The organism is Peribacillus sp. P4_D6, from assembly GCF_056401795.1.
The window spans coordinates 1-22,694 of the sequence record NZ_JBFUIQ010000066.1; the positions used below are offsets into that span (position 1 = coordinate 1).

At 41.6% G+C, this 22,694-nt stretch carries 20 protein-coding genes and 1 pseudogene; 17 read left to right on the forward strand and 4 right to left on the reverse strand.

Annotated elements, in window-relative coordinates:
- Positions 1-36: 36 nt before the first annotated feature.
- The 15 genes and pseudogenes from AC1DVB_RS17570 to AC1DVB_RS17640 all read left to right on the forward strand — a co-directional run.
- Positions 37-1,146 (forward strand): annotated as a pseudogene (locus AC1DVB_RS17570) (CCA tRNA nucleotidyltransferase); the annotation flags it as partial.
- Positions 1,131-2,111: a biotin--[acetyl-CoA-carboxylase] ligase gene (locus AC1DVB_RS17575; protein WP_034307941.1), complete on the forward strand. Its 981-nt coding sequence runs from the start codon at positions 1,131-1,133 to the stop codon at positions 2,109-2,111. The pseudogene AC1DVB_RS17570 and the gene AC1DVB_RS17575, both read left to right, overlap by 16 nt.
- Before the next feature lie 342 nt (positions 2,112-2,453).
- Entirely contained in the window at positions 2,454-3,290 is an 837-nt protein-coding gene (gene panB, locus AC1DVB_RS17580) for a 3-methyl-2-oxobutanoate hydroxymethyltransferase (protein ID WP_053535578.1), read from the forward strand.
- Positions 3,287-4,135 carry a pantoate--beta-alanine ligase gene (gene panC, locus AC1DVB_RS17585; protein ID WP_057276302.1) on the forward strand — a complete coding sequence of 283 codons (849 nt, stop codon included), beginning with the start codon at positions 3,287-3,289 and terminating at the stop codon, positions 4,133-4,135. The genes panB and panC overlap by 4 nt, the downstream gene beginning before the upstream one ends.
- Positions 4,136-4,159: 24 nt before the next feature.
- Entirely contained in the window at positions 4,160-4,543 is a 384-nt protein-coding gene (panD, locus tag AC1DVB_RS17590) for an aspartate 1-decarboxylase (protein ID WP_057276303.1), read from the forward strand.
- Positions 4,544-4,703: 160 nt separating this feature from the next.
- Positions 4,704-7,484 carry an ATP-dependent DNA helicase DinG gene (gene dinG, locus AC1DVB_RS17595; protein WP_477590208.1) on the forward strand — a complete coding sequence of 927 codons (2,781 nt, stop codon included), beginning with the start codon at positions 4,704-4,706 and terminating at the stop codon, positions 7,482-7,484.
- A 150-nt stretch (positions 7,485-7,634) separates the two neighbouring features.
- A complete protein-coding gene (locus tag AC1DVB_RS17600; protein ID WP_065310840.1) occupies positions 7,635-7,805 on the forward strand; it encodes a YpmA family protein in 171 nt (56 codons plus the stop codon).
- A gap of 18 nt (positions 7,806-7,823) precedes the next feature.
- Positions 7,824-8,300: a cell wall elongation regulator TseB-like domain-containing protein gene (locus tag AC1DVB_RS17605; RefSeq protein ID WP_034307930.1), complete on the forward strand. Its 477-nt coding sequence runs from the start codon at positions 7,824-7,826 to the stop codon at positions 8,298-8,300.
- Between the two features lie 19 nt (positions 8,301-8,319).
- Positions 8,320-9,504 (forward strand): pyridoxal phosphate-dependent aminotransferase, encoded by a 1,185-nt coding sequence (locus AC1DVB_RS17610; protein WP_057276305.1) that lies wholly within the window; start codon positions 8,320-8,322, stop codon positions 9,502-9,504.
- Positions 9,505-9,763: 259 nt separating this feature from the next.
- The gene (locus AC1DVB_RS17615; protein WP_477590211.1) at positions 9,764-10,441 is read left to right on the forward strand and encodes a GntR family transcriptional regulator; all 678 of its coding nucleotides are present in this window, start codon (positions 9,764-9,766) and stop codon (positions 10,439-10,441) included.
- Between the two features lie 109 nt (positions 10,442-10,550).
- Positions 10,551-11,468: a 2,4-dihydroxyhept-2-ene-1,7-dioic acid aldolase gene (gene hpaI / locus AC1DVB_RS17620; protein ID WP_063590708.1), complete on the forward strand. Its 918-nt coding sequence runs from the start codon at positions 10,551-10,553 to the stop codon at positions 11,466-11,468.
- 77 nt (positions 11,469-11,545) lie between these two features.
- Positions 11,546-13,060, forward strand: coding sequence for a 5-carboxymethyl-2-hydroxymuconate semialdehyde dehydrogenase (gene hpaE / locus AC1DVB_RS17625; protein WP_477590213.1), 1,515 nt, complete (start codon positions 11,546-11,548; stop codon positions 13,058-13,060).
- A 32-nt stretch (positions 13,061-13,092) separates the two neighbouring features.
- Positions 13,093-14,076 (forward strand): 3,4-dihydroxyphenylacetate 2,3-dioxygenase, encoded by a 984-nt coding sequence (gene hpaD, locus AC1DVB_RS17630; RefSeq protein ID WP_057276309.1) that lies wholly within the window; start codon positions 13,093-13,095, stop codon positions 14,074-14,076.
- Between the two features lie 544 nt (positions 14,077-14,620).
- The gene (locus tag AC1DVB_RS17635; RefSeq protein ID WP_063575763.1) at positions 14,621-14,959 is read left to right on the forward strand and encodes a DUF485 domain-containing protein; all 339 of its coding nucleotides are present in this window, start codon (positions 14,621-14,623) and stop codon (positions 14,957-14,959) included.
- Between the two features lie 3 nt (positions 14,960-14,962).
- Positions 14,963-16,528: a solute symporter family protein gene (locus AC1DVB_RS17640; RefSeq protein WP_477590215.1), complete on the forward strand. Its 1,566-nt coding sequence runs from the start codon at positions 14,963-14,965 to the stop codon at positions 16,526-16,528.
- A 161-nt stretch (positions 16,529-16,689) separates the two neighbouring features.
- On the opposite strand, the gene AC1DVB_RS17645 is transcribed toward AC1DVB_RS17640, so the two are convergent.
- Positions 16,690-17,577 carry a LysR family transcriptional regulator gene (locus AC1DVB_RS17645; RefSeq protein WP_230137526.1) on the reverse strand — a complete coding sequence of 296 codons (888 nt, stop codon included), beginning with the start codon at positions 17,575-17,577 and terminating at the stop codon, positions 16,690-16,692.
- A gap of 164 nt (positions 17,578-17,741) precedes the next feature.
- On the opposite strand from AC1DVB_RS17645, the gene hpaB reads away from it, so the two are divergent.
- Entirely contained in the window at positions 17,742-19,214 is a 1,473-nt protein-coding gene (gene hpaB / locus AC1DVB_RS17650) for a 4-hydroxyphenylacetate 3-monooxygenase, oxygenase component (protein ID WP_034307911.1), read from the forward strand.
- Between the two features lie 78 nt (positions 19,215-19,292).
- Here the strand turns inward: hpaB and AC1DVB_RS17655 are convergent, their stop codons facing one another.
- The 3 genes from AC1DVB_RS17655 to AC1DVB_RS17665 are packed head-to-tail and all read right to left on the reverse strand — an operon-like array spanning position 19,293 to position 21,270.
- Positions 19,293-19,679 carry a 5-carboxymethyl-2-hydroxymuconate Delta-isomerase gene (locus AC1DVB_RS17655; protein WP_230136204.1) on the reverse strand — a complete coding sequence of 129 codons (387 nt, stop codon included), beginning with the start codon at positions 19,677-19,679 and terminating at the stop codon, positions 19,293-19,295.
- Positions 19,680-19,696: 17 nt separating this feature from the next.
- Positions 19,697-20,485, reverse strand: coding sequence for a fumarylacetoacetate hydrolase family protein (locus tag AC1DVB_RS17660; protein ID WP_328119538.1), 789 nt, complete (start codon positions 20,483-20,485; stop codon positions 19,697-19,699).
- The gene (locus AC1DVB_RS17665; protein ID WP_063575767.1) at positions 20,482-21,270 is read right to left on the reverse strand and encodes a fumarylacetoacetate hydrolase family protein; all 789 of its coding nucleotides are present in this window, start codon (positions 21,268-21,270) and stop codon (positions 20,482-20,484) included. The genes AC1DVB_RS17660 and AC1DVB_RS17665 overlap by 4 nt, the downstream gene beginning before the upstream one ends.
- A gap of 507 nt (positions 21,271-21,777) precedes the next feature.
- Here AC1DVB_RS17665 and asnS point away from each other — a divergent pair.
- Positions 21,778-22,694: asparagine--tRNA ligase (asnS, locus tag AC1DVB_RS17670; RefSeq protein ID WP_477590218.1), on the forward strand; the 917-nt coding region annotated here is incomplete at its 3' end.

Sequence of the window (22,694 nt, forward strand, 5' to 3'; positions counted from 1 at the left end):
TTGATCTAATAATGAGTAGATGAGGCTTATGTCTTTGGCGGCTCTGTTAGGTATTATCTCCTTGGCCGGACACTCAACGCTGTGGACATCGCTACTACCGCAACACCCCAGGAATACAAAAGGATTGTTCCTAATACGGCTGATATCGGAATCGACCACGGTACAGTGCTTGTCATTACGGATACGGGTACATACGAAATTACGACGTTTAGAACGGAAAGCGGGTATTCGGACTTTCGCAGGCCCGATGCCGTAAAGTTTGTCCGTTCTTTGACCGAAGATTTGCAAAGAAGAGATTTTACCATGAATGCAATAGCAATGGATAAGACCGGAAAGATCATCGATCCATTTAATGGTAAGCGCGATTTGGCACAAAAAAGGATTATCACAGTTGGTAACCCACATGAAAGGTTTCATGAAGATGCATTGAGAATGATGCGTGCTTTAAGGTTCGTCAGTCAACTTGATTTTGAACTGGATCAAGAAACCTTTGATTCCCTTAAAGAGAACGCCCAGAACATCAGTGAAATCGCTGTCGAAAGAATCCTGGTTGAATTTGAGAAACTAGCGGCCGGCTCCAATAAGATAAAGGCTTTCTCACTCTTGCTGGAAAGCGGATTATATCAATACCTGCCTCTATTCTCAAGTAAAAAAGATCATCTGATGGACTTACTGAACCTGCCGCTTCATCAACTGAATGCGGCAGAGATATGGTCTATCATCATGATTCACACAAAGGATCAAGAAATCGAAGAGGCTTTGAGGGCATGGAAGCTGCCATTGAAAACGATAAGAAACGTTCAACGTACGATAAAGCTGGTGAAGAGTAAGGAACCATCAGCCATCGATGTATTTCAGGCAGGTCATGGCATAACGGTACAAGCTGCTAAAGTCAGAGCTGCACTGAATGCCGGGAATGTATCGGATGCTGAAGAGAATGCACACCAACGCTACAATGGACTTATTATAAAACAAATGTCGGATCTTGCCGTCACGGGGACGGATCTATTGATTTGGCATCAAGAAAAGCCAGGTCCATGGGTCAAGGAATACTTGGAAAAAATATTGAAAGCTGTCTTGAATGAAGAATTAAGAAATGATAAAGAAGAAATTAAGAGGTGGCTGGTGAAATGCAATCTGAGTTAAGAACAAAGCTGATGGAGGCCCTCTCAAAAGCGGATGGTGCGTTTATATCCGGTCAGGAAATTGCTGAATACATTGGCTGTTCGCGCACAGCGGTCTGGAAGCATATAGAAGACCTGCGCAGTGAAGGATATAATGTCGAAGCTGTTAGGAAAAAAGGCTACCGGATCATATCGGCGCCGGAAAAAGTGTCCGAGAGCGAAATACAACTTGGCTTGGAAACAAAAACGATCGGCAAGATGATCCATTATCAGGAAACTGTTGAATCCACTCAAAAAATTGCGCATCAACTAGCAAATGAAGGAGTTCAGGAGGGAACCCTCGTCGTTGCCGAGGAGCAGTTATCCGGCAAAGGAAGGCTAATGAGATCTTGGCATTCCCCAAAATTCAGCGGGATATGGATGAGTCTGATCCTAAGACCGAAAATTCCGATTCATGAGGCGCCACAACTTACATTACTGGCCGCGGTCGCTGTAGCTCAGGCTATAGAGGATACCACTGATTTGAAGCCGCAGATAAAGTGGCCGAATGATATTTTGGTGAATCGCAAGAAAGTGGTGGGCATCCTGACGGAGATGCAGGCGGAGTCAGATAGAATCCATTCTGTCATTATCGGAATTGGAATGAATATCAATCAGCAATTGGAGGATTTTCCTGAAGAACTGCAGGAAAAAGCGTCCTCCCTACTCATAGAAAGTGGAGGGACGATTTCAAGGTCCAAGGTCATTCAACGAGCATTATTTCGTCTTGAAAATCTGTACGAACTCTATTTAGATCAAGGGTTCATGCCTATAAAGGATTTATGGGAGAGTTATGCGATCAGTCTTGGACAGGTAATCAAAGCCAGTACCGTTAATGACATGATTGTCGGAAAAGCATTGGGCATAACGGATTCAGGCGTTTTACTTCTCGAAGACGGAAAAGGTACCGTACATTCCATATATTCTGCTGATATTGAAATTCAGTAGATTTTTGTCAAATTCGTGAAAATTAAATAGAAAATTTCAATTTTGCTTGATATAATGCAAGTGGGCAGTATCTCATGTGAACTGCACCCCCATAAATACCAAATTATTTGAAAATCTGCCTTGATCCAGAGAACTGGACTGGGACGGAGGGATGAAACTTCTGATGAAACAAAGGGATTGACTAAAAAGCTAAGTGCTGTTTATTGATCGAATTGTGGCTTTTCATGCCATTTTTCGTAGCGAAACAGATACTTTTTTAGTCAGTCCTTTTTTTGCGCATGAATGTATAGACACCAGTTTTCGCTGATGTTTTCATCTCCTCCATTAAAAGGAGGAAACGTAATGAAATTGTCCGGAGATTTTTTGAAGATGAAACAAAATCAAGAGAAGATTGTCATGCTCACGGCTTATGATTACCCGTCAGCAAAGTTAGCCGAACAATCAGGTGTAGACATGATTTTAGTCGGTGATTCTTTAGGAATGGTCGTATTGGGGTATGACTCAACGATTCCAGTTACGGTGAATGACATGATCCATCATACAAAGGCAGTAAAACGCGGGGCACCGAATACATTTGTCGTGACGGATATGCCCTTTATGAGCTATCACCTATCTATGGATGAAACACTGAAGAATGCAGCCCGGATCATGCAGGAAGGTCATGCGGACGCCGTGAAGCTCGAGGGAGCGGATGATGTTGTTGAAAAAATATCAGCATTGACAAAGGCAGGGATCCCGGTTGTAGCCCATCTTGGCTTGACTCCTCAATCCGTCGGCGTTCTGGGCGGATATAAAGTGCAAGGAAAAGATGCAGAAAGTGCAGCACAACTCTTGGAAGATGCGAGAAAGTGTGAAGCGGCAGGGGCGATGCTAGTAGTTTTTGAATGTGTTCCATATCAAGTGGGGGAACTCGTCACACGGAACCTCGAAATTCCAACCATCGGAATTGGAGCAGGTGCAGAAACGGATGGTCAAGTCCTCGTTTACCATGATGTCATCAAGTATGGGGTAGACCGGCTAGCGAAATTCGTAAAAGTTTATGGAGATGCAAATGAACTGATTGGCCAATCGATTACAAGCTTTGTGAATGAAGTGAAATCTAAAGATTTTCCGTCGGAAGAACATACATTCACGATGAAGGAAGAGCAGCTTTCTGAACTTTACGGAGGAAAAAGATGAAAACTTTTACATCAGCAGCTGATTTGCAATTGGCACTTAGAGAGGAAAAAAACAATCACAAAAGCATTGGCTATGTAGCGACAATGGGGTTTTTGCATGAGGGGCATGCAACCCTTTTGGAAAAGGCCCGCAAAGAGAATGATATTGTGGTATTGAGTATTTTTGTAAATCCGATGCAGTTTGGACCGAATGAGGATTTTGAAACATATCCGCGGGATTTGGAACGGGATGAAAATGTCGCAGCCAATGGCGGAGTGGATTATCTCTTCTATCCAACAGTCCATGAAATGTACGGTGAAGAACCATCTGTGAAAGTTGTTGTCCAAAGCAGGACGGATGTTTTATGCGGGAGACAAAGGCCTGGACACTTTGATGGTGTAGCGACAGTCTTAACGAAATTCTTCAATATCATCCTTCCCGATAGAGCTTACTTTGGTAAGAAGGATGCCCAGCAAGTCGCCGTGATAGATGGACTGATCAAAGACTTCAATTTCCCTATCCAGCTTGTTGCTGTAGATACCGTACGCGAGGAAGATGGGTTAGCGAAGAGTTCGCGAAATGTGAACCTATCAGATCAAGAACGCATGGAGGCTAAAGAGCTGTACCAAAGTTTATTGAAGGCCAAAGAGGCGGTTGAATCAGGTGAAAGAAATGCAGCTACCGTCACGGCTCTAATTAGTGAACATATTACTGCCCAAACAAGTGGCGTGATTGACTATATTGAAGTCTATCAATACCCGGAACTTAAACCACTTGAATCACTGGCAGGAAACATCATCATTGCAATGGCTGTAAAGTTCAAGCATGCAAGACTAATTGATAATATCACCTTATATATAGAATAAATCATAAGATCAGGGGGAATTGAGATGTTTCGAACGATGATGAATGGAAAAATCCACCGTGCACGGGTAACTGAAGCTAATTTGAATTATGTAGGCAGCATTACGATTGATGAAGATATAATAGATGCGGTGGGGATTTTGCCTAATGAGAAAGTCGCCATCGTGAATAATAATAATGGTGCAAGGCTTGAAACGTATGTGATTGCGGGTGAACGGGGTAGCGGTGTCGTGTGTTTGAATGGAGCGGCAGCTAGACTGGTGCAGCCGGATGATATCGTGATAATCATTTCTTATGTGATGGTTTCTGAGGATAAACTGGGAGATCACAAACCAAAAGTTGCGATCATGGATGAATACAATAAAATCATTGATTTAATTTCAAACGAACCTGCAGCTACAATCATGTAAGCGGAGGGCCGGCACATGTGCATGAAACATGCATATAGGTGCCGGCCCTTTTCGTCTTTTGATGAACGGCTTGTTTCCTTTATTACGATTATTATGGTATAAAAAAGATAAGAGAATTCCATCAGGAAGTGAAGAAAGCGAAGTTTGAGGTGTACAATTCATGATGCAACGATATGTAGTGGTCGATTTGGAAACAACAGGGAATTCTCCGAAAAAAGGAGATAGGATTATTCAATTTGCTGGAGTGGTCATCGAAAATGACCAAATCGTGGATGAATACTCGACATTCATCCACCCTGGACAGGAAATTTCCTTGTTTATTGAAGAATTGACCGGAATAAGCAACGAGACGGTAAAAAATGCACCTGACTTTGAAGATGTTGCAGAAAATATTGCCCGGCTTATAGAAGGGGCTTGTTTTGTTGCCCATAATGTTTTATTTGATTTATMTTTTTTACAGGAAGAACTAGTGCGATGCGGGTTTGAGCCGTTTTATGGTTCCACCCTTGATACAGTGGAGTTAGCGAAAATATTAAAACCAACATCCGATGGATATAAGCTGCACCAGCTGGCTAAAGAAGAAAACCTAGATCATTCCAGGCCCCATCAAGCGGATAGTGATGCATATGCCACCGCTTTATTATTGTTGGAATTGAAAAAAAAGCTGATGAATCTTCCAGTCATGACACTTAAACAGTTGTATCGATTATCTTATTCCTTACAAAGTGAGGTTTCCGAATTAATAGATGCTTGCATTGCAAGCAAACTTGCTAAAGCAGAAGTCCATTCACCTGATCTAATTACTTATAGGGGCCTTGCCTTTAAAAAGGCTGAACATGAAGGTGATCATAAAGACACGGGGTCTAAATTCCCGCTCGACAATGAGGAAAAAGTAGCCATGCTCCAAAGTGCGTTCCCTGCATTCGAAGCAAGAAGCGGACAACTTGATATGATGAACCTGATTCACAATTCTTTCGAAACCAGCCAGGATGCAATCATTGAAGCTGGAACCGGTATTGGTAAATCGATAGGTTATCTGCTTCCGGCCGTTTATTTTGCAAAAAAACATCAAAAACCTGTCGTCGTTTCGACGTATACGCTTCAGTTGCAGGACCAACTACTTCAAAACGAGGTTCCTAAGCTTAAGAAAATCCTTCCTTTTACCTTTCAAGCTGTTTTACTGAAGGGGAGAAGCAATTATTTGAGCTTGGCAAAGTTCGAAAGGGCTTTGCGTGAAAAGGAAGATAATTATGAAACGGCCTTAACGAAAATGCAGATATTGGTTTGGCTTACTGAGACCGTAACAGGTGATAAAGATGAATTGAACCTTACAAGCGGCGGTCAGCTATTTTGGAATAGGCTTCAAAGTGATGGTCTTACATACGCCGGTTTAAAACAGCCCTGGCTTGAATTGGATTTTTTTGAACGGGCAAAAAAAACAGCTGCAAAGGCGGATATCATCATTACTAACCATTCATTTTTAATGACGGATCTTCTTACGGAAGACGCCTTGATTCCCAAAAAAGGGTATTTGGTTCTCGATGAAGCACACCATTTGGAACAGGCTGCATCCAAACAGCTTGGGAGCAGGCTTAATTACATTTCGGTGAAGACGATTTTGAACAGACTAGGGACATCGGATCAAAAGCAATTATTATATAAATTGGACAGGATGCTTTTGAATAACGGACTGACGGACGGGAGATCTTCACATGAATTGGATCAAAAGCTTAGTGATTTTTCGTATGAATTCGAACAGCTTTTTTATTACCTTTCCRATCAGGCGGAAAAACTTTCACGTTCTGTAAGTCCAAAACGGCTTTCATTCAAAATAGATGACGGAAGATGGGGAAAAGCGATTCTTGTCGCTGAGCGGTTGGTGGATTTATTAGGATACATCATCACGGAGTTAGAGAAAAGATTGGCCCTTTTATTGAATAATGAGTCCCCATTAGGGAAAAATTCATTATTTCACTTGAATGATATCGAGGTGCTGCTTGGACATTTACAGGATACCAGGGACTCCTTGCATGAGTTTTTCATCAAGCCGCATGAAGAAAATATTTATTGGCTTGATTATACGAATGCAGCACCTCAGCATGGGGTGACTTTGACGGTTCAGCCGATTGCAGGCAGTAAACGGCTATGGGATTCCTATTTCGGGCGCCAAAAAAGTGTGGTCATGACCTCGGCAACCCTTGTGGTGAAGGATTCTTTTAAGTATTTTAAGGAACAACTCGGATTAGAGAATGAGCCTATGCAGACAGCAAGTTTTCCATCACCCTTTCCTTATAAGAAACTCGTAAAGGTACTGGTTCCAAATGATCTACCAGATATCAATTGTCTATCGGTGGAGGAATTCTCCGAAACCGCGGCAAACCATATTATTGCTGCCGCTCAGGCAGCGAAAGGGAGAATGATGGTATTATTCACCTCGCATGAAATGCTGCGGGCAACCTATCATTCGGTCAAAGATTGTGGTGTTCTGGATGAGTTCACCCTGTTTGCACAAGGGATTTCTGGCGGAAGCCGGATGAGGCTGCTCAGGAATTTCCAAAACTTCGAGAAAGCGGTTCTGTTTGGGACAACAAGCCTATGGGAGGGCGTCGATATCCCTGGCGAGGATTTATCTTGTTTAATCATTGTCAGGCTGCCTTTTTCGCCACCGGATGAACCAGTGACAGCTGCAAAATGCCAACTTCTCGAGAAGCAGGGGCGCAATCCATTCTCTGAGTATTCATTACCCGAAGCCCTATTAAGGTTCCGACAAGGTTTCGGCAGGCTTATACGCACTCCAGAAGATAAAGGGATTTTGGTTATACTTGATCGCCGCATCATCACTGCTAAATATGGAACTGAATTTCAAAAGGCGATTCCGAAAGTGGACTGGCACCAAGGCACTATTTCAGAAATGGCTGAAATGATAGAAGAGTGGATTTAAAGGATCTTGATAATTCATTAATCCAGGAATTTTTATAATTTTTAAAGAAAAATAACCACTGAACTGGTATAATGTGATAGGTGGTAAAGCCTTCAAATCCTATTCATACCAGTGGTTGTTGACAATTTATTAAAATGGAGGGGCATTTTCATGGAAAGTAAAATCGAAGTAATTTCAACAGTCAGGTTGCAACATTCTCCTGATCTGTATAAAATTGTGGATTCCTTGAACMGAACATTGAAAAAAGATGATTTGATGTTCGGTCTGGCATTGGATTCCCAAGATCAAGAAAAAGCGATATTTACAATTTATCGTACATAGAAAGAAGGAAAAGCAGCTTTGAAAAAATGGTTGATTATTGCTTCTATCCTAGTCCTTTGTTTTATCGGATTTGTCAGCGGGGCATATATTAAAGCGTTGCAGCCTAAAAAAGAGGCTGGTAATGAGGCTTTTAAAAAGGCAAAGGAAGAGGGCGGCCTTGTTACCATGGAAGAATTCTACCTTTATAATGGGCAGGATTCATACTCTGTCATCATTGGTAAGGGGGAAAAAGGGACTAAAAAAATAGTCTGGCTTCCTGAGGACAAGAAGAAAGAAATAGTAGTGGAAAACTATAAAGATGGTAAATCAAAAAAAGAAATCATGAACATTGTCAAAGAAAAGCTTAATCCCCAAAAAATCATTTCGGTTAAGCTAGGCATGGAAAAGAACGTCCCGCTTTGGGAAGTAACGTATCTTGATGAATCCGAGCGCTTTAATTATGACTATTATGATTTTAAAACTGGGGAATGGCTAAAGTATTATCGAAGCATTTAGAATGGAGGATTAATTTAAAATGAAATTAGCGAACCGTGTTCAGTCATTAACGCCATCAACAACATTGGCCATTACGGCAAAAGCAAAGGAACTTAAGGCCCAAGGTTTAGATATAATTGGTTTGGGTGCAGGTGAACCAGACTATAATACGCCCCAACATATCATAGATGCAGCACTTCTTTCCATGAATGAAGGTCAAACTAAATACACGCCATCCGCTGGTCTGCCGAAGTTAAAAGAAGCAATTGCGGCTAAATTGAAGCGTGATCAGGGCTTGGATTACAAACCGTCTGAAATTGCAGTTGGCTCAGGTGCAAAGCACTCGCTGTACACATTGTTTCAAGCTATCCTGGATGAAGAAGATGAAGTCATTGTTCCGATACCATATTGGGTGAGCTATCCTGAGCAAATCAAGCTTGCTGACGGTAAGCCGGTTTATATAGTCGGTACGGAAGAAAATCAATATAAAATCACGAAAGAACAATTAGAACAAGCAATTACCGATAAAACGAAAGCGGTTATCATCAACTCTCCAAGCAATCCAACGGGCATGCTTTATTCCAGGGAAGAATTGGCGGCTATCGGGGAAGTTTGCCTGGCTCATGATATCTTGATCGTTTCCGACGAAATTTACGAAAAATTGGTTTATGGAAATGCTAAACATACATCCATTGCAGAGATTTCACCTGAATTGAAAAAGCAAACGATCATCATCAATGGTGTTTCTAAATCTCACTCGATGACTGGCTGGAGAATAGGTTATGCAGCCGGTGATGAGTCCATCATTAAAGCAATGGCGAACCTTGCTAGCCATAGCACATCCAACCCAACCACAACCGCTCAATATGGTGCGATTGCGGCTTATGAAGGTACACAGGAGCCTGTTGAGGAAATGCGTCAAGCATTTGAAAGCCGTTTGAATAAAATCTATGATAAATTGGTTGAAATTCCAGGCGTAAGCTGCATAAAACCACAAGGGGCATTTTATTTATTCCCGAACGTTAAACGTGCAGTTGAATTAACAGGTTATAGCAATGTCGAAGATTTTACGACTGCGTTGCTTGAAGAAGCTCAAGTGGCTGTTATTCCAGGTTCAGGGTTCGGTGCACCTGATAACATCAGACTCTCTTATGCAACTTCACTGGAGCTGCTGGAAGCAGCCGTTGAAAGAATACATTCATTCGTTAATTCAAAAATGGCCTAATTTATTAAAAACCTGCAGACTGAGTCTGCAGGTTTTTTTTAGTTGGATTATATTTCGATAAGTGAAGAAGGCGGGACATTGCATTTTAGTTCACTTCACCATTGTAAAGGAAAAGGTGGGCTGCCGGATTTTCTAGATACATTCAGTCTATTCATAGGCACAGGTCATTCATATATGCAAAACAAGCATGTGGAAAATCATATATGATTTTTAATGAAAATCGATTGCAATCATATATGATTTCATATATGATGAAAATATGGAAGAGAAAAGCAAAAACCCCAGCAAAAAGCAACTAGCTTATGAGCACCTTCGTAAATTAATTTTGGATGGAACATATGGTTCTGGACAGCGGATCATTATCGATCAAACGGCAAAAGAACTTAGTTTAAGTCCGATTCCTGTCAGGGAAGCGATCAGGCAACTGGAATCTGACGGCCTTATTCAATATAAGCCTTATAGTGGAGCGGTGGTTACAAGCATAAATGAGAGCGAATACATTGAAACTCTTTCTGTTTTATCTCTGCTTGAAGGATATGCAGCTGCACTCAGTTCTTTAACCATGAATGATCATGATTTTGAAAATCTAATTAATTTAAACAATGAAATGGAAAAAGCCCTCCATAACTTTGAATTAGAGCTGTTTGGTAAATTAAACGAATGTTTCCATGCGGAAATTTATGAAAAGTGCGGAAATTCCTTTTTAATAGAGGAAATTAAACAGGCACAACAAAGAATGAATAGAGTCAGAAAGTCCATGTTCACCATGGTGCCGCAACGCGCAGTCCAATCGATTCGCGAACATGAAAGCATCATAAAGCTCCTAAAGGAAAAAGCATCTTTTGAAGAAATTGAATCATTGGTGAGAAAGCATAAACTGAATGCGATAAGCACTTTCAGGCAGAGGGCGGAAACTAATCAAGATCAGGCACTTTGATGACCCAGGCTTTGTTTTATTATAGTCGATTGATTATTGATAAAAGCAAAGCCGATTTTTTCACTTAAATTATTCGGAATATTCAAATAATGAAAAGGTGGTAGAAAAAATGTACGAGGAAATCAAAAGTCGTTTAAGAGGATCCATCGCACCCGTTATCACTCCCTTTGATGACAAGATGGAAGTTGATGTAAAGGCAATTGAAAATCTAGTAAACTGGCATATTGAAAGCGGTTCCCATGGAATTTCGGTATGCGGGACTACAGGCGAGCCGAGTTCACTTACGATTGAGGAACGGGAATTAGTGATGGAAACGGCAATTAAAGCAGCAAAAGCCCGTGTTCCAGTTGCACCAGGTACCGGATCTGCCAATCAGAAAGAAACGTTGCATTTGACAAAAAGGGCACAGGAAATGGGCGCGGATGCTGCTTTAGTCATCGTACCTTATTACAATAAACCGAATCAACAGGCACTTTATAATCATTTTAAAACCGTAGCTAATGCTGTTGATATCCCGCTGATCGTTTATAACATTCCTGGAAGAACGGCGACGAATTTAGAAGTGAAGACATTGGCACGTCTTGCTGAAGATTGTGAAAATATTATTGGTGTAAAAGAATCTAATAAAGATTTCGAACATGTGAACCGTGTCTTATTGAATTGCGGAAGGGATTTTCTCTTATATTCTGGCATTGAATTATTATGCTATCCAATGTTGGCTATTGGAGGGGCAGGACATATAAGTGCTACTGCCAATATCACACCTAAAGAAGTGGCGGACATTTATAACCTTTGGGTGGAGGGGGATGTAGATAAGGCGCTTGACCTCCATTACAAATTAATGCCATTGAATGATGTTTTGTTTAAAGAAACCAATCCAGGACCATTAAAAGCTGCGATGGGGATGATGGGGAAAATCAATCCGGCATTAAGGCCGCCTATGGGACCGCCTTCGGAACCATTGGAAAAAGAACTGCGTGAAACCCTTCAATCATACGGGTTGATTGACCAAAAAATCCAGTCATAAAGCTAGATTGGGAAGATTGCACAAATCCAAACGATTTTTGTCATCTTCCCGAATTAATTTTTAAAGGAGGATTTATCATGCAAACTTTTCCCGTGCAGGATGTGAAGCATTACGTCAATGGTCAATTTGTGGATGGTATCTCAGGAAAAACATTTGAAAATCTAAGCCCTTTTAATAATCAAGCAATCAATAATGTGGCAGAAGGCTTTAAAGAGGATATTGATCAAGCGGTCGCCGCCGCAAGAGCTGCATTCGATAATGGCCCATGGAGAACGATGAAAGTGGAAGAAAGATTGAAGTACATGAATAGGATTGCTGATCTAATTGAAGAAAATGCCGAAGAAATCTCCTTTTTGGAATCACTGGATACAGGGTTGCCGATTAGCCAGACAAAAAAACAAGCGGCAAGGGGAGCGGAGAATTTTCGTTTTTATTCTGAAATGGTGAAAAGCAGGCTGATAGGAGAGTCATATCAAGTGGATGACACTTTCATCAATTATACGATTCATAAACCGATAGGAGTGGCAGGATTAATCACTCCTTGGAATGCACCTTTCATGTTAGAAACCTGGAAGATCGCCCCGGCCCTGGCTACAGGTAATACATGTGTCCTTAAACCAGCGGAGTGGTCTCCATTGACTGCCAATAAATTAGCTCAAATCATTGATCAATCCGGTCTGCCAAAAGGCGTATTCAATATTGTTCACGGTTTTGGGGAGACAGCGGGGGCGTCCTTGGTTGCCCATCCTGAAGTCCAATTGATATCCTTTACCGGAGAAACGACAACAGGCGCTGAAATCATTAAAAATGGTGCAGATACAATGAAACGTTTTTCCATGGAACTCGGCGGTAAATCACCAGCAGTCATTTTTGAAGATGCCGATTTAGAAAAGGCCCTGGATTCAGTGGTATGGGGAATCTATTCGTTCAATGGGGAGCGCTGCACAGCCAATTCCAGATTATTTGTCCATGAATCGATAATAGACCAGTTCGTGGCAGAATTGAAGGAACGTGTTCATAATATCAAGATTGGAAACCCAATGGATCCAGACACGGAAATCGGACCGCTGATCCATCGTAACCATTTTAATAATGTCTCCCGATATCTGGATATAGCAAAAGATGAAGGGGCGGAAATTGTAAGCGGTGCCATACCAAGTGCTTTCAAGGAAGGGAATTATATTGCCCCGACGCTTCTTTTGAACTGTACAAATGATATGACGGTGGCACAAGAAGAGATTTTTGGCCCTGTCATGGCAGTCATTCCTTTCAAGACTGAAGAGGAAGTACTGAGAATGGCTAATGATGTAAAGTATGGGCTAGCTGCTTATGTATGGACCAATGATATGAAACGTGGACATAGATTTGCTCAAGCTGTCGATAGTGGGATGGTCTGGGTGAATTCCCAAAACGTTAGGGATTTGCGGATTCCATTTGGAGGATCGAAATATAGTGGGGTAGGACGTGAAGGCGGCCATTATAGCTTTGAGTTCTATACGGAAACACAAGTTATCCACGTGGCAATTGGAGATCATCACATTCCGAAATTTGGCGACGTAAAACAAAATGCCGTTTCTTCTGCTGAAAAATAATCCGGGTTTCATTAAAGAAGGGGAGAAATACTATGAATTTTTCTATTATTCGTGTTGCGAGAACGATACTTAATGTAACAGATTTAGATAAATCAAGAGCCTTTTATGTGGATGCTTTAGGTTTTATTGAAACGGAAAGAACGAATGACCACATATATTTACGTGGTTTAGAGGAAGCGCATCATCATTCGCTTATCTTGCAAAAGGCAGAAAAGCCAAGCGTTGAAGCAATAGGATACAAGGTTGAAAAAGAGGAAGACCTTGAAGGGTTGGAATCTTTCTTCCTATCCAAGGGAATGAAAATGAAGTGGATGCAGGAAGGAACACAGCATGCACTAGGCAAGTCACTGCGAGTTCAGGATATTTCAGGATTGCCAGTGGAGTTTTTTTACAAAATGGATAAAGCCGAGAGATTGCTGCAACGATATGATATGCATAGGGGTTCGAGGGTCCAAAGAATCGATCATGTGAATTGTTGTGTGCCAAATGTGCAAAAAGCCTCTGACTTTTATATGAAAGAATTAGGTTTTGCCTGCTCGGAAGATACTGTGGATGAGTCGGGCAAATTATGGGCAACGTGGCTACATAGAAAGCAAACGGTCCATGACCAGGCATTCATGAACGGTATCGGTCCAAGACTTCATCATGTAGGCTTCTTTCTGCCTGACCCGCTTGCACTTATCCATGCCTGTGATGTACTGGCATCTCTTGGATATGCAAAGTCAATCGAACGCGGCCCAGGGAGGCATGGCCTATCCAATGCATTCTTCCTATATTTAAGAGATCCGGATGGTCACAGGATCGAATTATACAATGGGGATTACTTAACATCTGACCCGGATACCGAACCGATTCATTGGGATTTGAATGATCCAAGACGCCAGACATTCTGGGGAGCCCAAGCTCCGGATTCATGGTTTGATGAGGCATCTTCTGTGCTTGATATAATATCAGGAGAAGAAGTTCCTCTTAAAGAACCGATCCTGGCAAAAAGTAAGCCTGAATTCATCATCTAAAAAGAAGCGGGATTTAGGATGGAACATGGAATACTCAGGCAAAACATACTTGGACTCTCATAGTCTTTTCAATAGGGCGCCACTGCAAATGGTGAAAAGTTGATGGAAGACTGCTGGATAAGGAATGGCCCATCAAATAATGGACGGATCCTTTCAAGGGAGTTGGCACTTACATTTCAATGATTCTCTTCCCTTGAAAGGAAAGGAGATTCATATCAAATGGAAAAGTGAATGTATCAAGAAGTCGAAACAGATGAAGGATAGGCGAGCCAAGACTATTGTGAATGTGCAAACCTTTTAAGAGATATGGTCTGGGACAGGGCAGCAGTGGGAGCTTACTGCTGCCCTATTTGTAAGTTTCATCGGTTTCACAAAAGGAGTATGGAAAGCTTAGGGAATGGGCTTCAGACCCTCTTTGGGCAGATGAGGTTGTAGGTATTCTGGGATGGAGGGGGATCTGTGCCATTGAAGAATGCGGCTGGCATTGGAGGAATACTACCAGGACCGTCCTTGTAAAAATAAATATCAGAAGAGGTGTGTAGAGATGGTTCGGCTGGAAAAAAACCTTGATGAATCGGAACAAACCAATCTAGTGGATTATGAAAAGATTGTTGCCTCCAAAGAGTTTCAGAATATGCTCTCCGACAAAAAGAAGTTCGTCATCCCTTTTACGATTTTCTTTATGGGATATTCCTTGCTTTTGCCCTTCTTAGTTTTTTACACAGATATCCTGGATCACCCTTTCATCGGGGACATAACCTGGGCGTGGGCGTACGGTGTCTCCATTACGGTTATGTCTGTATGGGTTTGCAGCATATATGTAAGGAAATCTGAAAGAATCGATGAACAAATAAAAGAAATCATCGAGAAAGAAGGGCTTTGAAACATGAATTGGACAGTTATCATTCTCTTTGCGCTAATGTCGTTAGGTACGCTTTTCATCACGTATTTCGCTTCCAAAAAAACTAAAACGGCAGGCTCCTTTTATACGGCTGGGGGCGGGTTGACCGCTAGGCAAAATGGACTTGCATTGGCCGGGGATTTTATGTCGGCTTCCACGTTTTTAGGGTTGATAGGGGCATTTTCCTTAACGGGATATGATGGATTTTTCCTGATGTATGGAGCACTTGTTTCATTTCTTGTCGTGTTATTCCTAGTGGCTGAGCCATTAAGGAACTTAGGGAAATACACATTGGCTGATATGGTGACTACAAGGTTTAAATATAAACAGGTCCGGGGAGTGACCGCTTTTAATACCCTGGTGATATCAGTCATGTACATGCTGGGGCAACTTGTTGCTGCAGGCGCTTTATTTAAATTGCTTTTAGACATCCCGTATAATATTTCTGTCATCATCGTAGGTATTGTAATGCTGGTATTTGTTCTATTCGGGGGGATGACGGCGACGAGCTGGGTGCAGATCATTAAAGCCATCCTGCTGATAGGCGGAGTGTTTATATTATTCATGATCGTCATGTGGAAGTTGAATTTTAGTTTCACCGGAATTTTCACGGATATGAAAACAGCGACACCCATGGGTGCAGATTACCTGAAGGCAGGAATTAAGTATGCCAGTGGGTGGGATGCAGCATCCTTGTCACTGGGTCTGATTCTGGGAACGGCAGGTCTGCCTCACATTTTAATTCGTTTTTTGACTGTCCCGAATGCACGAGTGGCAAGAAAGTCGGTTGTTTGGGTGATGTGGATTATGGGTGCATTTCATATCATGGTCATTTTTCTCGGATTCGGTGCTGCTAAGTTGGTCGGAACATCGAATATCATGGCCGCTAATCCAGCAGGTAACATGGCTGCACCTTTATTGGCCCAACTTGTGGGCGGGGACATCTTATTCGCATTTATTGCGGCCGTTTCCTTCGCAACGATACTCGCAGTAGTTGCAGGAATCGTTTTAACTGGTGCTACGGCATTTTCACATGATTTTTATAATGAAATATTAAAAGATGGAAAAGCGACGGAAAAACAGCAAATGACGATGGCTAGATGGGCTTCTATTGGTGTGACTGCACTTGCGATTGTTTTATCATTAGGTCTGCAGGAATTCAATGTAGCGTTTCTGGCATCTATCGCCTTTACATTGGCCGCCAGTTCGAATTTGCCAGTAATCCTTCTTACGATCTATTGGAAAAAATTCAATAAAACCGGAGCGATAGTCGGTATGATGACAGGTCTTTTTGGAACACTTTTGCTCGTGGCCCTCAGTCCAAATGTCTGGAACCCGGTCCCCGGAGCATCCATAATGACAGGTGAACCGATTTTCCCTTTGAATTCACCAGGAATCGTTTCCATTCCGCTTGGATTCATCGCCTGCTATTTAGGTGCCTTGATCGGTAATCGCAGGACCGGTCCGAAAACGGTTGCAAAAGACAATTATAATGAAATCCTGGTAAAGTCCAATACCGGTCATGATGTTAAGGGGGTTTTGCGACATTAAATGATGTAAAGGCATGCCTATTAATAAAGCGCAGGTCAACGCAATTGTGAATGGTTTTGAAAAAGCGGCCATCAAATGATAGGTTGCTTTTTTCTTTTCAAGGATAAAGAAATTCGAACAAATACAAGGATTACTACAAAGAGGTACAGGTGCACTAATATTCAGGGATAACTGGGCATTCCTTCAGAAAATGTTTCTAGGAATTTGACGGCTCCTTTGGAAAGATAGCGTTCTTCGAGCCAAATAAGAGCGGCTTCCGATTGTACTACACAATCTATCAATTCGACTATTTTTATCCCCTGGGTTGAAAACGATTTGGACGTGGTACGTGGCATGATGGTAGCGCCTACTCCTTCCTTCACTAAGGATAAGATCATGGCAGCATCAGGACATTCACATACAATCGTAGGTTCAAATCCATGTCTTAGGCATTCATCCACTATCAGTTCGTAAGTACCTTGACCGCTAACCCTATGCAGCAATAAGAGGGGATATTCCTTAATTTGTTTGAATTCGATCGAGTCTGGGATATCCCAATCTTTTGGGGTGACAAGCACAAAATCTTCCGGCGGAAGGTTAATCGATGAGAATTGCTTACCGTTAATAGGAAGCCTTACAATTGCCAACTCGATTTCCCTGTTTATTAAGCCTTCTGTCAAACGGAACGTATCACCTTCCATTAACTTGAAACGAATGTCAGGGTATTTAACCCTAAAGGTTCTCATCCTTTGCGGAATGTAAGAAAAGCAAGTTTTTACTGACCCTATGGAAAGAGTGCCCTTTACCCCTTTACTGACTTCCTTCACTTCCAGTAGTGATTCTTCGAACTGGATTAATAGAGCTTCAGCTTTTTTATAAAGGACCTTGCCAGTTTCAGTGAGTTCAAGTTTCTTTCCATTCCGATCGAAAAGTTTTTCACCGATTTCCATTTCCATTAATTTAAGTTGCTGGCTAAGGGGCGGTTGAGCCATATGTAATTTTTTTGCGGCTTTGGTTACTTGTTCTTCCTGAACGATCGTCACAAAATACTTTAACTGCCGGATGTCCATTATATACACCTCATACATATGATTTACATATACATATTGAATTTTTTAAGTATTATATATATATCATAACACATGGTATATTTTGTTATAGGAATGAATTCAATTTTTGGAATTTATTTAATTGTAAGCGCTTCATTAAATTAATACTAAAGGGGGATGTAAGCATGCCGGCTAAAACAGGTAAAGAATATATCGATAGGGTAGACAAAGCAAAGGCGAATGTATGGATCAATGGAGAGCAAGTAAAAAATAAGATCAGTCAACACCCAGCTTTTAAAGGGGTCATGAAATCACAGGCCGAATTATATGATTTGCAGCATGATTCCGCGAAAACTGACATCATGACTTATATTTCACCAACTTCAAACGAAAGAGTAGGGACCTCATTCATGCAGCCGCGGACTAAGGAAGACCTTGAAAAAAGGAGGAAAATGATTCAAGAATGGGCAAGGCATAATAATGGAATGATGGGACGCTCCCCTGACTATATCAACAGTGGGATGATGGCGTACGGTACAGCAGCTGATATGTTCGGCACTCAGGATTCGGCATTTGCTAAAAATATGAAAGATTATTATGAGCTCTGCAGGGAAAAGGATTTGTCGTTGACTCATACCCTGATTCAACCCCAGGTTAATAGGGGAGTTAGTGCCGCAAAGCTTCCGGATCCTTACATCGCTGCACGGATTGCTGGCAAGAATTCAGAAGGGCTTATTATAAAGGGAGCTAGATTATTAGCTACACAAGGAGGAATAACGGATGAAATCATGGTATTCCCTTCAACATTGCTTAAACAATCGGAAGAAGAAAACCCTTATGCATTTGCATTCTCCATACCAAATAATACACCAGGGTTGAAATTCATCTGTCGTGAATCATTCGACTATGGCAAATCACATTTTGACCATCCTCTTGGTTCAAGATTTGAGGAAATGGATACGATTATCGTTTTTGATGATGTAGTCGTTCCTTGGAATCGGGTATTTGCATATGGGGATGTCGGCATTTGCAACCAGGCTTATAATGAAAGCAATGCGGTTGTTCATATGACCCATCAGGTGGTAGCGAAGAATATCGCCAAAACCGAGTTCATTCTGGGGATTCTGCAACTAATGGTGGAAACCATCAATATCGGGCAATACCAGCATGTTCAGGAAAAAATCTCGGAAGTCATCATAGCGCTTGAAACGGTAAAGGCTTTCATAACAGCTTCGGAGGCAAACGCGAAAGTGGATAAGTGGGGAATGATGACACCCGATTTCACACCGTTAAACATTGCCCGTAATTATTATCCGAAGATTTACCCTAGATTCAGTGAAATAATGCAGCTTCTTGGGGCTAGTGGCTTAATGGCGATACCAAATGAAGCCGATTTCAATTCGGAGCTTCGACCGGATTTGGATAAATATCTTCAAGCTGCGAATGGTGGAGCCTATGACAGGGTTAAATTGTATCGTCTCGCATGGGATGTATGCATGAGTTCATTTGGATCCAGGCAAACCCTGTACGAAAGATTCTTTTTTGGGGATCCGGTCCGTATGGCTAGCGCTTTATATAACGGCTATGATAAACAGGAATATGTGGACCGTGTCAAGGAGTTCTTGAACCGTACTGAAAACCTTGCAGAAATCAACTGAGCCCGGTAGCATTGGCAAAACATATTAATTTAAAGGCCTTCCCGATGATGTGGAAGGCCTTTAAATATGAAGTATTGTTCATTTATTATATCGATTATGGATATTATTCTTTTTATATGTGCCAAAATCACTGAATTCCGTAAGTTCCATGGAGAGGGCAAGATATTTTTTTGAAAAGAGGGATGCCAAATGGGACTCCATCGTTTCGAAAAGGTGGTCACATACTTTTGTTTTATCACTGTCCTGGCGTCCAGCGCCAATTTTTAGTATGGCATGAACAAAAGCATCATCCTCTGTACCATCGGCAACACGATAATGCTTCAATTCAATGGCCCGGGATCGAATCCCGCCAATGGGAAAGATGGAGGGATAGGATATCAGTACATCATTCACCTTTCTTAATAAGCCGTCAATCTGGATTTCATCTTTGATATTATCCGTATATTCAATAATTATATGAGGCATATGATCAGACCCTTCCATTATTTGTGGATATTCAGATGAGGCCGATCCCCGATTTCAGTAAATACATCGTCCCCGACTATTGTGCTAACGAGTTTTCCGATACCTTCAATTTCAGTGATGATTTCATCGCCTACAGCAGTATCCGCCAAGCCTTCAGGTGTGCCTGTCAATATGATATCGTTCGGACTCAATGTCATGAAGCTGCTGAAATATTCAATTAAATCAGCAATGCCGAAAATCATGTCTTTCGTGTTGCCTTGCTGAGTCAATTTTCCGTTGACGTAAGTTTTGATGGCAAGATTCGAAGGATCTGGAATATCTTCGGCATCGACGAGCCAGGGACCAATGGGGGTGCAGGTATCGCGATTTTTGACCTTTAAATTTGGCCGGTAGTAGTTCTCCAGATAATCCCGTATTGCATAATCATTTGCAATCGTATATCCACTTACATAATTAAAGGCTTCTTCCTTTTTTATGTTCTTCGCCTTTTTACCGATGACCACTGCCAGTTCACATTCATAATGCATATAAGCTGCATCAGCAGGCCGCCTTGTCTGTCCCCGGTGGCCGATGAATGTATTGGGACCTTTTAAGAATGCAAGGGGTTCTTCCGGGGCTTTAAAAGCTAGCTCCTTCGCATGGTCTGCATAATTCAAGCCAAGCGCGAAGACAGTTCGTGGTTCCACAGGGGGAAGCCAGACAACGTCCTGCTCATTGACAAGCCGGCCATCCGCCAATTGGAGCTTGCCATGATATTCACTTGCTTGATGTATGGCACCTGCATAGGCTACACGTGCTCTCTTCATAAAATCCCCTCCAGTGATAATTTTTCCTCGGAAATGATCGTATTTTCCAGATAACCGATTTCGTCTATTTCTATCCTGACTTGATCATTGGCTTTGGCCAGCGGTGCATTTTCAGGAACTCCAACTAGAAGGACGTCACCCGTACTCAAGGTCATGAAGTCCGTTACATCCTCAATAAGCCGGGGGATGGAGCGAATTAGATTTGAAGTTGAATTTTCTTGCCTTAGCTCTCCATTAATATATACACGAAGTCCTAAAGAATCGGGGTTGGAGATGGATTCCTTGGATACGACCCATGGACCGATCGGGCAAAATCCATCACGGGCTTTATGGCGGATAGCAGGACGGAAAACGCTTTCATGAGGAATGCTAATATCATTGGCGATCGTAAAACCTTCTATATAATCCGAGGCATGTTCTTTCTTGACTCTTGTCGCCGTTTTACTGATCACTATTCCAAGTGCGGCTCCGATTTCCAATTCAGGTATGCCGGTCGGAAGGGGAACTGGATTTGAATAAGAAGAAAACGTGTTTCTAGGTTTAATATAAAGGATCGGCCCTTTAGGAGGTTCATTATAAGGCGGATGGTCGATCTTTCCCTTCATTGCTTCCAATGATCCTTTATAGTTTAATAATGTCCCATATACCGTTCCGGAAATAGGGTTATCCAACTTGATTCGTGATACCTCATACTTAACACCGTTCATTAATATATAGCGGTTCGACAGTATTTCCACTTCTTCTGAGTAATCTGACTTTTGGAGTTTAACTCTTGCTTTTGCCATGGCACTCACCCCTTGATTTTTTAATTAATCATATATGATATCGTATATGATTTCTTGTTTAAGTTCAACATATTTAGATTATTCAGTATAATTAGACAAAAAATGTTAGAAAAAAGCTGGGTTTCAACAGAAAAATGCCTAGAACATTTAGTTAGTATGAAGCAAGGAGTTCAAATTGAAAGATTATGAATGGGGGATATTCCGATTATGAATGGTAAAGAGTATTTGATTACCATTGGTTGATTGGATTCAATCCTTTGTTTAATATTAGAAATGTCGGCCTATACATATACCGAGATGATTTTTCTGTAATAAGAGCATGGGCATTAGTGAAAAGTAATTTACCATGCAACAATCTGGCGAATACGCGACAAAAACATAATAAGAATGATAGAAAAGGCATGGAACCTCCGCTTCAATTGATTTATTTGCTTGTAAGCAGGGCTATGGGTATAATAAGTAGAGTAAATTCATTAGTAAGTTAAGTTATTTTTGGAGGTAAATTCCGTGAAAATTACAATAAAAGATGCTAGCAAATTCGTCGATCAAGAAGTAACCATTGGAGGCTGGCTTGCCAGCAAACGTTCCAGTGGGAAAATTGCTTTCCTTCAAATACGTGATGGCTCTGGTTTTATTCAAGGGGTGGTCGTGAAAGCTGAAGTGGGAGAAGAGATTTTCGCTCGTGCGAAATCGGTTTCGCAAGAGTCATCCTTGTATGTAACTGGTGTCATTCAAAAGGATGAACGCTCGCCGTTCGGTTTTGAATTACAGGTGAAAGATATTGAAATCATTCATGAATCATTGGATTATCCCATTACACCTAAAGCGCATGGTCCTGAATTTTTAATGGATAATCGCCATTTGTGGCTGCGTTCAAAACGGCAGCATGCAGTCATGAAAATCCGGAATGAAATAATCCGTGCTACATATGAATTCTTTAATGAAGAAGGCTTCGTTAAAGTGGATCCCCCAATTTTAACGGGAAGCGCACCAGAGGGAACGAGTGAATTGTTCGCGACTAAATACTTTGATGAGGATGCATACCTTTCACAAAGTGGTCAACTCTATATGGAAGCGGCTGCCATGGCACTTGGGAAGGTATTTTCCTTTGGCCCAACCTTCAGGGCAGAAAAATCCAAAACAAGACGACACTTAATCGAGTTCTGGATGATTGAACCAGAAATGGCTTTCATCGAATTTAAAGAAAACCTGGAGGTACAGGAGAAATTCGTTTCTTCCATCATCCAATCCGTATTGAAAAACTGTGAGCTTGAGTTGAATACACTGGGCCGTGATACATCGAAGCTTGAACAAATCCAAGCTCCTTTCCCGCGCATTACATATGATGAAGCCATTAAGTTCCTTCATGAACAAGGATTTGATGATATTCAATGGGGTGATGATTTTGGAGCTCCGCATGAAAC